At 40.3% G+C, this 11951-nt stretch carries 9 protein-coding genes; 6 read left to right on the top strand and 3 right to left on the bottom strand.

Features of this window, described 5'->3' with window-relative positions; genetic code table 11:
• Together GMD1S_RS05415 and GMD1S_RS05410 are read left to right on the top strand one after the other, a co-directional pair.
• On the top strand, window positions 1–444 hold a 444-nt coding region (locus GMD1S_RS05415), incomplete at its 5' end, for an SPFH domain-containing protein (protein ID WP_000353042.1).
• A 106-nt stretch (window positions 445–550) separates the two neighbouring features.
• On the top strand, window positions 551–766 hold the full coding sequence (locus GMD1S_RS05410) for a capsule biosynthesis transcriptional regulator (RefSeq protein WP_001130031.1): 216 nt from the start codon (window positions 551–553) through the stop codon (window positions 764–766).
• Between the two features lie 92 nt (window positions 767–858).
• On the opposite strand, the gene GMD1S_RS05405 is transcribed toward GMD1S_RS05410, so the two are convergent.
• Both GMD1S_RS05405 and GMD1S_RS05400 read right to left on the bottom strand, forming a co-directional pair.
• Complete coding sequence (locus tag GMD1S_RS05405) at window positions 859–1599, bottom strand: amino acid ABC transporter ATP-binding protein (protein ID WP_000193352.1); 741 nt, start codon at window positions 1597–1599, stop codon at window positions 859–861.
• Window positions 1596–3161 carry an ABC transporter substrate-binding protein/permease gene (locus tag GMD1S_RS05400; RefSeq protein ID WP_000732046.1) on the bottom strand — a complete coding sequence of 522 codons (1566 nt, stop codon included), beginning with the start codon at window positions 3159–3161 and terminating at the stop codon, window positions 1596–1598. Before GMD1S_RS05400 ends, GMD1S_RS05405 begins: the two co-directional genes overlap by 4 nt.
• 129 nt (window positions 3162–3290) lie before the next feature.
• Between GMD1S_RS05400 and GMD1S_RS05395 the strand changes: the two genes are divergently transcribed.
• Window positions 3291–5186 (top strand): DUF2207 domain-containing protein, encoded by a 1896-nt coding sequence (locus tag GMD1S_RS05395; RefSeq protein ID WP_000747708.1) that lies wholly within the window; start codon window positions 3291–3293, stop codon window positions 5184–5186.
• Between the two features lie 59 nt (window positions 5187–5245).
• Window positions 5246–6091, top strand: coding sequence for an undecaprenyl-diphosphate phosphatase (locus GMD1S_RS05390; RefSeq protein WP_000273567.1), 846 nt, complete (start codon window positions 5246–5248; stop codon window positions 6089–6091).
• A 34-nt stretch (window positions 6092–6125) separates the two neighbouring features.
• On the opposite strand, the gene dinB is transcribed toward GMD1S_RS05390, so the two are convergent.
• The gene (gene dinB / locus GMD1S_RS05385; protein WP_000904545.1) at window positions 6126–7187 is read right to left on the bottom strand and encodes a DNA polymerase IV; all 1062 of its coding nucleotides are present in this window, start codon (window positions 7185–7187) and stop codon (window positions 6126–6128) included.
• Window positions 7188–7419: 232 nt separating this feature from the next.
• Between dinB and pflB the strand changes: the two genes are divergently transcribed.
• On the top strand, window positions 7420–9735 hold the full coding sequence (gene pflB, locus GMD1S_RS05380) for a formate C-acetyltransferase (protein ID WP_000260621.1): 2316 nt from the start codon (window positions 7420–7422) through the stop codon (window positions 9733–9735).
• 318 nt (window positions 9736–10053) lie between these two features.
• Window positions 10054–11951 (top strand): Spy0128 family protein (locus GMD1S_RS05375; protein ID WP_000045542.1); only part of this gene is annotated, 1898 nt, incomplete at its 3' end.

The raw sequence follows: 11951 nt of genomic DNA, 5'->3' as shown, positions 1-11951 counted from the left end.
GAAATGTCTACGTATGGGTATATCATTGTCAAAACGCTGATTACTAAGGTTGAACCTGATGCTGAAGTAAAACAATCAATGAATGAAATTAACGCGGCTCAACGTAAGAGAGTTGCGGCGCAAGAGCTTGCTGAAGCAGATAAGATTAAAATCGTGACCGCAGCAGAAGCAGAAGCAGAAAAAGATCGCCTACATGGTGTAGGGATTGCAGAGCAGCGTAAAGCAATTGTTGACGGACTAGCTGATTCTATCCAAGAGTTAAAGGGAGCCAATGTTGAGCTAACTGAAGAACAAATCATGTCTATCCTATTAACGAACCAGTATTTAGATACGTTGAATAATTTTGCAGATAAAGAGGGTAATAATACAATCTTCCTACCAGCAAATCCTAATGGAGTCGAGGACATAAGAACTCATATATTATCGGCTTTAAAAGCCAAATAAAAATATGCAGAATAATATAGTTACGACGAATATATGTTTTTTTATTGACAAACGAAATAAAAACGTATACAATTAAGTATTGTAAAGAATAATTTAGGAGAAGAACATGGCTAAGTCGAACTTTGAAAAAGTAGAAGCAGTTGTTGGCTGGGTTCGTGATAAGAAAATCACAGGCTACCGTATCTCTAAAGAAACGAATGCGCGTGAAATGTCTATCATTGCTCTAGCACAAGGACGCGCAAAAGTTAAAAATATTTCATTTGAAACAGCTCTTGGTTTAATCGATTTCTATGAAAAAAATCATGAAAAATTTGAAGATTAAACTGTGGTCACAGGCAGATTCCTGAATCGAGTCTGCCTTTTCTTTACAATTACAAATTAAAAAGACTGCATTCTTTATGCAGTCTTTGTTTATTAGCTGAGATAGCGTTGAAGAAATTCTTTTGTCCGTTCTTCTTTAGGGTTCGTGAAGAGTTCTTCTGGTTTACCTTCTTCAGCAATGACGCCCTTATCCATAAAGATGACACGGTGAGAGACATCGCGAGCGAATTCCATTTCGTGGGTTACGACGATCATGGTCAAGCCTTCTTGAGCCAAATCCTGCATAATTTTGAGGACTTCTCCGACCATTTCAGGGTCAAGAGCAGATGTTGGTTCGTCGAAGAGAATGGCATCAGGATTCATGGAGAGAGCGCGGGCGATAGCCACACGTTGTTTCTGACCACCTGATAGTTGCTTCGGTTTGGCTTGCCAGTAACGTTCTCCCATACCAACTTTTTCGAGATTCTCTTTGGCAATTTTTTCAGCTTCAGAGTGGTCACGTTTGAGTACAGTTGTTTGGGCAACGATCGTATTTTCAAGGACATTCAGATTTTCAAAGAGATTGAAAGATTGGAAAACCATACCGAGCTTTTCACGATAATGGGTGAGGTTATAGCCTTTTTCTAAGACATTTTCTCCTCGATAGAGAATCTCACCCTCTGTAGGTGTTTCTAGTAAATTAATCGAACGAAGGAAGGTTGATTTTCCACTTCCTGAGCTCCCGATGATGGAAATAACCTCTCCTTTATGGACGGTGAGAGAAATGTCTTTTAGCACTTCGTTTTGCCCATATGATTTTTTGAGGTGTTTGATTTCAAGGATTGGTTGTGTCATTTTTTCAAATCCTCCGTTTGCATTTGGTTAGCACCTGTAGTGTAAGTATCCATGTCCATACGACGTTCGATGAAGCGTAGGATACGGGTCACAGTAAAGGTGAGGACAAAGTAAATCACGGCGATGATGGTAAAGGTCTGGAAGTATTGATAAGTTTGTGTTGCTACAGTATTTCCTGAGAAATAAAGCTCAACAACTGAAATAACGTTCAATACAGAGGTATCTTTGATATTGATGACAAACTCATTACCAGTAGCAGGTAGAATATTACGGACAACCTGAGGTAGGACAATCTTACGCATGGTTTGATTGTGGGTCATACCAAGAGCAGTTGCAGCTTCAAACTGTCCTTTGTCAACTGCTAGAATACCACCACGGACGATTTCAGTCATGTAGGCACCTGTGTTGATTGAGACGATGAAGATAGCGGCTAGTGTGCGGTCAAGATTGATACCGAAAGCTTGGGCAGTTCCATAGTAGATAACCATGGATTGAACAATCATTGGTGTACCACGGAAGATCTCGATATAGACATTGAGAATCCAACCGACTAGTTTCTGTAGGGTGTACATTGCCTTGTTCTCAGATAGTGGAGCGGTACGGAAGACCCCGATTGCAAGTCCGATAAGGAGACCTGTGATGGTTCCGATAATGGAGATTAGGAGTGTGATACCAGCACCACGCAAGAGTTGTTGCCAGTTTTCAGAAAGGATCTTAGCAACTTGGCTAAAGAAACTACTTTCTTCCTCCGTTGTTGTAGACTCCACAGGTTGCTCTTTGATCATACGATCCATGAGGGCTACTTGTTCATCCTTAGAGATGGTTTCGATGCTCGCGTTGATTTGGCTGATGCGGCTGTCATCTTTACGAAGTCCAATGGCAATAGCTGTATCTTCTTCGCCAGTTTTGAAACCCGGTTGAGGTTGGATCATTTTGAACTTAGCGTTAGCAGACTCAGCGGTCATTGCTTCAGGTCGTTCAGAAACATAGGCATCAATAACACCAGCCTCCAGAGCTTGACGCATTTGGGCGAAGTCACCCATAGCTGTTTCTTTTTTGGCACCTGGAATTTGGGAAATCAGGTCATAAAGATAAACACCTTGTTGAGACGTGATTTTTGCTCCACTAAAGTCCTCTAAAGATTTGGCATTGGCATAGGCAGAGTCCTTTTTTACCAATAGAACCGGTTCGCTAGTATAGTAACTGCTTGAAAAAGCAATTTCTTGTTTGCGTTCAGCGGTTGGGCTCATACCGGCAATGATCATATCAATTTTGCCAGAAGTAAGGGCTGGAACAAGTCCTTCCCATTTGGTTTTCACAACCAAAGGTTCCTTACCAAGGTCTTTGGCAATCTTTTTAGCAATTTGAACATCGTAGCCGTTGGCATATTGGTTGGTACCGTCGATTTTGACGGCGCCGTTACTATCGTCGTCTTGGGTCCAGTTGAAGGGAGCGTAAGCTGCCTCCATCCCGATGCGTAAATATTCGTCGGCTTGGACTTGGCTAACTAGTCCTAAGGTAAGGGCTAGGCTAGCAAGGATAGATAAGCATAATTTTTTCATGTTTTCTCCTATTTCTAGTCTAAAAATGACTCTCTCTATTGTATCTAAAAATAGTGAGATTTTCAATACAAGTAAGCCTTTACTTATAAAAAATGATATAATGGTAAAAAGATTGAAAGGGAAGCGATTATGAAAAAAAGATGGCTGTTGGCTTTGGTATTTACTTATTTATTATTTATACCGAGCCTGGTTTTTGCAGTAGACTTTGATATCTTATCTTATCAGGGTGATTTGAATATTCATGCAGATAATACTGCAATTTTTAAGGAAACAATTACCTACCGCTTTGGAGATGATTATAATGGTCAGTTAGTTGGACTCGGGAAAGCTGGGAAAATGCCAGAAGGATTTGACATTGATCCCGATCCGACCGTTCAGGTCTCTAAAAATGGAAGAATTGTTCAAAATGCTTCCTTCTATACTATGGAGGAAGAGGACGGTTACAAGGTAAAAATTTACAATGCTGGATATGCTGGAGATACTGTTCGGGTAACGGTTACCTGGAAACTATCAAATCTTCTCTTCTTGTATAAGGATATCGCAGAGCTAAATTGGCAACCCTTGACAGATAGTACTGGAGACATCAAAGAGATTGAGTTCAAGGTCAGCTCTGATACTCCAGCGGAGAAACTCTATTTTCATGCAGGACAACTCCTAAGGGACTCTAGTGTTGAAAAAGTAAATAATCTCTATCATGTCAAAATGAAAGACCTTCCTAGAAAGCGACAGATCGAATTACACGCATACTGGCCTAGAAGTGCTTTTGCAGGAGCTCCAGATCAAGGATTAGAGGAAGAACGTTTAACCGATTTTAACCGGATTGAAAGCAATATAGCAACAGAAAAAGCGCAAAGTGAGATTTTGATGAAATGGGTATTTCCCGTCATTTTTATGAGTCTCTTACTTCTAGTTCCTATTTTCTATAGGATGTTTCGTCAGAGTACAAGCATTAAAAAGGTCTTTCCAAAAGATCATCGACTCTACGAACCACCGATGGATTTGCCTCCAATGGTTTTAGCAGAAGCAGTGTATTCAACTTCCTTAGAGGAAGTCAATCCCCTAAACAAATCAGGGTTTGGTAAATTTACTTTTGAACGTCTGATTCAGGCAACCTTGTTGGATTTAGTAGATCGAGGTCATTTATCTATTTTCCAAGGGGATGAGGAACCTTATGTGCGCATTATCAGTGAAAAGGGTTTGTCCAATTTTGAGAAAGAATGTCTACGCATGACCTTGTCAAATAAGAAAGAATTGGCTATTTCAGAGCTCTTCCCTGATTACCAAGTTTCATCTTCCCTTTACCGTGGTGCCAAAGAGTCAGATGAAAAACATATCCGAGAAACAGGCTCGCGTCTCAAACGCTCCTTTGAAGGAAGACTTCAACGCATTCAGTCTTGTGTCAAGGATAAGGTCCATGTACTTCGTATCCCAAGCTACTATCGTCCTTTGACAAGTGAGGAACGTCGCCTTGCTCTCGGGATGCGGGTCTGTTCAGCCATAACAGCTCTAGGTGGATTGCTTTTCTTTTATTATAGTTGGCAAACACATGGCTTCTTTTCGATCCCGTTTCTACTTTTAGGATTGACAGGATTAGGGACTAGTTTCTGGGTTTATCTTGCCACGCGAGGGGCCTATCGTGATGGAGTTCTAACAGAGGAAGGAGCAGAAATCTTCTATCTCTGGACGAGTTTTGAAAATATGCTTCGCGACATCGCTCATCTGGATCAGGCCGAGCTAGAGAGCATCGTCCTTTGGAATCGTCTACTGGTCTATGCGACTCTCTTTGGTTATGCCAAGAAGGTGAGCAAGTTAATGAAAGTCCGCCATATTCAGCTTGAAAATCCAGATTTGAATCTTTATGTAGCCTATGGTTGGCACTCACAGTTCTACACCTCAACTGCACAAATCAAGCAATATACTGCTGTCGCAAATACAGCTAGCAATTACTCTGTATCTTCTGGAAGTGGTTCTTCAGGTGGAGGATTCTCAGGAGGCGGAGGCGGTGGTAGCATCGGCGCCTTCTAAAAAATCTATCGCAACATCTGAAATTATGTTATAATAGAGGACAGAAAAAGGAGTAATGTATGTATTTTATTGAAATTTTGAAGTCAATCTTTTTTGGGATTGTTGAAGGAATTACGGAATGGTTGCCCATTTCAAGTACTGGCCACTTGATCTTGGTTGAAGAATTTGTACAATACAAGGACCAGAATGAAGCCTTCATGTCCATGTTTAATGTTGTCATTCAGCTTGGTGCCATTTTAGCAGTTATGGTCATTTACTTTAACAAGCTTAACCCTTTCAAACCTGGTAAAACTAAGGTAGAAGTTCGTAGAACTTGGCAATTGTGGTCAAAAGTCTTCGTTGCGACCTTGCCTTTGCTATTGGTTTTTAAATTAGATGATTGGTTTGATGCCAACTTCCATAACATGGTTTCAGTTGCAATCATGTTGATTATCTATGGTGTTGCCTTTATCTACCTTGAAAAACGAAATAAGGCGCAAGCCATTGAACCAACAGTGACAGAGCTAGACAAGTTGCCCTATAAAACAGCCCTTTACATTGGGCTCTTCCAAGTCCTCGCCCTCTTTCCAGGAACGAGCCGTTCAGGTGCGACGATCGTTGGTGGTTTGTTAAATGGAACAAGCCGCTCAGTCGTAACAGAGTTCACCTTCTATCTCGGAATTCCTGTTATGTTCGGAGCCAGCGCTTTAAAGATTTTCAAATTTATTAAAGCAGGTCAACTCTTGAGTTTTGGACAACTGTTCTTGCTCTTGGTTGCCATGGGTGTTGCCTTTGCGGTCAGCATGGTTGCTATTCGTTTCTTGACCAGTTATGTGAAAAAACACGACTTTACACTCTTTGGTAAATACCGTATCGTACTCGGTAGTGTCTTGTTGCTCTATAGTTTTGTGCGTTTGTTTGTATAAGAAAAAAGCTTGAGGGAAGTTTCCTTCAAGCTTTTTAAAATCCTGTCACCGTAATTCCTAGTAAACGGATACCTTTTTCTTTTTCAGCTAGCTCTTCGTAGAGTTGAAGGGCGGTTTGAGAAATCTGACTAGCGTCCTGTGTAGCTTGTGGGAGGCTTTTTCGTCTAGTCAGAGTGGAGAAGTCAGCATATCGTATTTTTAGGATAATGATTTTTCCAGCTTTGTCCTGCTTGCTGAGATTGTGAGCTACCTTTTCGGAGAGAAGAGTCAGCTCTTTTTTGATATCTTCTTCATCCTGGAGAATCTTACTATAGGTTTTCTCCTTCCCGATTGATTTGCGGATGCGATTGGACTTGACTGGAGAATTGTGAATACCACGAGCCTTTCGATAAAGATCATAACCAAGTCTGCCAAAGCGATCGATTAAAGTAACTTCTGAGACATCCAATAAGTCTGCACCAGTATAAATGCCCATTTCATGAAGCTTTTCTACTGTCTTCTTTCCTACACCATGAAATTTAGCAATGTCCATTTGTTTGAGAAAGTCTTGGGCTTTGTCAGGTAGAATCACTGTCAAACCATGTGGCTTCTGATAATCACTGGCCATTTTAGCTAGAAATTTATTGTAGGAAACGCCTGCAGAAGCGGTCAGGTGTAGTTCCTGCCAGATATCCTCTTGGATGAGGCGGGCTATTTTGACGGCTGACTTGATACCGAGTTTATTTTCCGTCACATCTAAGTATGCCTCGTCGATACTCATAGGTTCAATCAAATCAGTGTAGCGTTTAAAAATAGCTCGAATCTCAAGTCCCACAGTCTTATACTTTTCATAATTTCCAGAGATAAAGATAGCTTGGGGACAGCGCTCATAAGCTTCTTTAGAACTCATGGCTGAATGAACACCAAAAGCTCGTGCCTCATAGCTACAGGTAGAAACGACACCACGCCCACCTGTTTGTCTGGGGTCGCTTCCGATAATGACAGGTTTGCCCTTTAACTTAGGATTATCTCTTATTTCCACCGCAGCAAAAAAGGCATCCATGTCGATATGGATGATTTTTCTGGACAGATCATTTATCAATGGAAATATGAGCATTCCAATCCCTTTCTAGTGTCATTTTCTATTTATTATACCCTTTTTTCTGAAAAAATGGGAAAGTTCAACCTGACTTTCAAAAATATAATACAGATAAGAACAAAAAAGAGACTGTATTATAAAAGAAAGCGTCTAAAATACTGATTTTCTCTTGTTGAAATCGGTTACTGTATGGTATACTTGTCTCAAGAATGTAACAGATGACTGTTACTAGAAAAAAGAGGATATTAACATGGTTGTTAAGACAGTTGTTGAAGCACAAGATATTTTTGATAAAGCTTGGGAAGGCTTCAAAGGCGTAGATTGGAAAGAAAAAGCAAGTATTTCTCGCTTCGTTCAAGCTAACTACACACCTTACGATGGAGATGAAAGTTTCCTTGCTGGACCAACAGAACGTTCACTTCACATCAAAAAAATCGTAGAAGAAACAAAAGCACACTACGAAGAAACTCGTTTCCCAATGGACACTCGTCCAACATCTATTGCTGATATTCCTGCTGGATTTATCGACAAAGAAAACGAAGTGATTTTTGGTATCCAAAACGATGAACTCTTCAAATTGAACTTCATGCCAAAAGGTGGTATCCGTATGGCTGAAACTACTTTGAAAGAAAATGGATATGAACCAGATCCAGCTGTTCACGAAATCTTCACTAAATACGTAACAACAGTTAACGACGGTATCTTCCGTGCCTACACTTCAAACATTCGTCGCGCTCGTCACGCTCACACTGTAACTGGTCTTCCAGATGCCTACTCACGTGGACGTATCATCGGTGTTTACGCACGTCTTGCTCTTTACGGTGCAGACTACTTGATGCAAGAAAAAGTAAACGACTGGAATGCGATCAAAGAAATTGATGAAGAAACAATCCGTCTTCGTGAAGAAGTAAACCTTCAATACCAAGCATTGCAACAAGTTGTTCGCTTGGGTGACCTTTACGGAGTTGATGTCCGCAAACCAGCGATGAACACGAAAGAAGCAATCCAATGGGTTAACATCGCCTTCATGGCTGTCTGCCGTGTGATTAACGGTGCTGCTACATCTCTAGGACGTGTGCCAATCGTATTGGATATCTTTGCAGAACGTGACCTTGCTCGCGGTACATTTACTGAATCAGAAATCCAAGAGTTCGTTGATGATTTCGTTATGAAACTTCGTACAGTTAAATTTGCTCGTACAAAAGCTTATGACCAATTGTACTCAGGTGACCCAACCTTCATCACAACTTCTATGGCTGGTATGGGTAACGATGGTCGTCACCGTGTTACTAAGATGGACTACCGTTTCTTGAACACTCTTGACAACATCGGTAACTCTCCAGAGCCGAACTTGACAGTTCTTTGGACTGACAAATTGCCATACAACTTCCGTCGCTACTGTATGCACATGAGCCACAAACACTCTTCTATCCAATATGAAGGTGTAACAACAATGGCTAAAGACGGATACGGAGAAATGAGCTGTATCTCATGCTGTGTGTCACCACTTGACCCAGAAAACGAAGATCAACGCCACAACATCCAGTACTTCGGTGCTCGTGTAAACGTTTTGAAAGCCCTTCTTACTGGTTTGAACGGTGGTTACGACGATGTTCACAAAGACTACAAAGTATTTGACATCGATCCTATCCGTGACGAAGTTCTTGAATTCGAATCAGTTAAAGCGAACTTTGAAAAATCTCTTGACTGGTTGACTGACACTTATGTAGACGCTTTGAACATCATCCACTACATGACTGACAAGTACAACTACGAAGCTGTTCAAATGGCCTTCTTGCCAACTAAACAACGTGCTAACATGGGATTCGGTATCTGTGGATTTGCAAACACAGTTGATACATTGTCAGCTATCAAATACGCTACCGTTAAACCAATCCGTGACGAAAATGGATACATCTACGATTACGAAACAATCGGTGAATACCCACGTTGGGGTGAAGATGACCCACGTTCAAACGAATTGGCAGAATGGTTGATCGAAGCTTATACAACTCGTCTACGTAGCCACAAACTATACAAAGACGCAGAAGCTACTGTATCACTTTTGACAATCACATCTAACGTTGCTTACTCTAAACAAACTGGTAACTCACCAGTCCACAAAGGTGTATACCTCAACGAAGATGGTTCTGTGAACTTGTCTAAACTTGAATTCTTCTCACCAGGTGCGAACCCATCTAACAAAGCTAAAGGTGGATGGTTGCAAAACTTGAACTCACTTGCTAGCCTTGACTTTGGTTACGCAGCTGACGGTATCTCATTGACAACTCAAGTTTCTCCACGTGCTCTTGGTAAGACTCGTGACGAACAAGTTGATAACTTGGTAACAATCCTTGATGGTTACTTCGAAAACGGTGGACAACACGTTAACTTGAACGTTATGGACTTGAACGATGTTTACGAAAAGATCATGTCAGGTGAAGACGTTATCGTACGTATCTCTGGATACTGTGTAAACACTAAATACCTCACTCCAGAACAAAAAACTGAATTGACACAACGTGTCTTCCACGAAGTTCTTTCAATGGATGACGCCTTGAGCTAAGATTCAATTAGAATAGAAAGAAAGCTAGTCTATAGGACTGGCTTTTTTCTATATCTAAAAGATAAATTTTCGACATATCATATGAAAAATACTGAGAGATTTTGTTAATTCTTGTGACAATGTGTTGAAATTCGAGAGAATAATATAATAAAATCTTATAAAAACTTATTTTCTAGTTATTAAACTTGAATAGATTGTATTGAGATGTTATAATACAATAGATAAACTCTAGTTAGTGATAGGGGTTGTCAAAATGGTATGATGTAATCTCTTAGGGAGATTAGAAATAAAAATTTCATAAAGAAAAGAGGAGAAGAAATGTCGAAAAGCAAAGCGTTAAATATGCTTTCTAAATTTTCTGCGTTAGCTTTTGCTATTTTAGGCCTAGCATCTGTTTTGATAGGCATTGTTAAAGCAGATAATCCTGTTTCAAAAGAATTGACACAAGTCATTACAGGTATTGATCTGTTAGATGCTTCAGATACTAAGCAAAATGTGAGTTCAGAAGGAGATTTCTCGCTTCGTACGAATTTAGCATATAAGCTTCGCGTGACTTTTGATCTCAAACAGTATAATGAACATTTGAATAATGGAGATTATTTTACCTTTGATATACCTGCTCCTATGGCAGTTTATGAGGGGAGTCAGGATTTAATCGATCCGACAACAAAAGTTACTATTGGAGAAGCTGAAGTGACTTCAAATGGGACTGATCAAGGTGGGAAAGCAAAAATCACCTTGAAAAACTTGGATAAATATCTAGAGAAAACTGGTGGAGATAAGGTAAAGGATGTGTCAGGGAATTTTTCTGTTACTTTTAGATTCTTAAAGGATCAGAATAAAACCCGCATAAACTTTAATTCATCCTCATTGAAGCAAGAAGTGACTCACATTTATTCATCAAAAACAATCGATGGTCCCAAAGTTGGTACTGAAAATTATGCTAAAATTGGGGGTCGTGCTGCCCTTGAAAATTGGAACTCTCCAAAACTGGCTGAGATTGGTTCGGTTAGCAAGGGAGATGCATGGTCTACCTGGCGTGTACGTGTAAATACAGAGAAACAAGACTTAGGACAAAATATTGTATTACATGATACTATACCAAATGATGATACTAGTTACACTCCTGCACAGTATATTCCTGAGACTCTAAAAGTGTATAAGGCAAATATCACTGTTGGGACTTCTGCTGTTCCAGATGATGCAGTTTTGTTAACTGAGGGACAAGACTATACCGTTTCGTGGAACGAAAACTATACTTCATTTGATATCATTTTTAAAGATGGAACGACCTCTTATATAGTCTCTTATAACACAACAACTCCTAATGATGGAAGTAAAGTAGGAAATAGGGTTGCTCTGTCATTGGCTGACGGGACTAAATTAGCACAGAATACAAGTCGTCCGGGAGCACTTGATATGACAGCTGAGGCGACATCTTTGATTTCTGGTACGATTGTAGCATCTACTGCTTACCAAATTAAGATTCATAAGACTGATGCCTTCACTCTGGCTCCGGTTTCGGGTGCGGTATATACTGTGACAGCAGCAGATGATGCAAGTGAAACAACAGAAGTGACTACGAATGAAAAAGGAGTAGCGCTTACGAAAACTTATGATCAGAAATGGGAAGGTAAAACGTTTAAGATCAAAGAGAAGACTGCTCCAGCAGGTTATAAACTAGATGAAAAAGAGTATACAGTCAAACTCGGTGCTGCGGGTTCTACTATTCATCTTAAAGACGAACCTGTTCCAGCTGTATTCAATGTGACGGCTAAGAAAGTAGTAGAAGGACGTACAGATAAACTTCCAAAAGCAGATGAGTTTACCTTTAACCTGTTTACTGCAGAGAACTTGAAGGATCCTGTAGCTACAGCAAAATCAAAAGCTGATGGGACTATTACCTTTGAGAATCTCCAAGTAAAAGGTGCGGGAACTTATCACTACATCATCAAAGAAGACACTTCAACAGCAGTTGCAGGCGTTGCATTTGATACAGAAGCCAAGGAAGTTACTGTAGCAGCAACTTTCCAAAGTGGAGTTTTAACAGCAACTGTCACATCTGCAGAACCAACTTTCACTAACACCTATAAAGCAACTCCAGCTAAAGAAACTATCACAGCTAAGAAAGTCTTGAATGGTAAAGACCTTGAAGCTGATAAATACGAATTCGAACTTAAAGAAGGTGACAAAGTCGTTGCGACAGCTAAAAACGC

It is taken from the genome of Streptococcus sp. GMD1S (genome assembly GCF_000296875.1).
Taxonomy (GTDB): Bacteria; Bacillota; Bacilli; order Lactobacillales; family Streptococcaceae; genus Streptococcus.
Note: the sequence above shows the minus strand (reverse complement) of the source record. Positions and strands in the feature narration are given on the sequence as shown.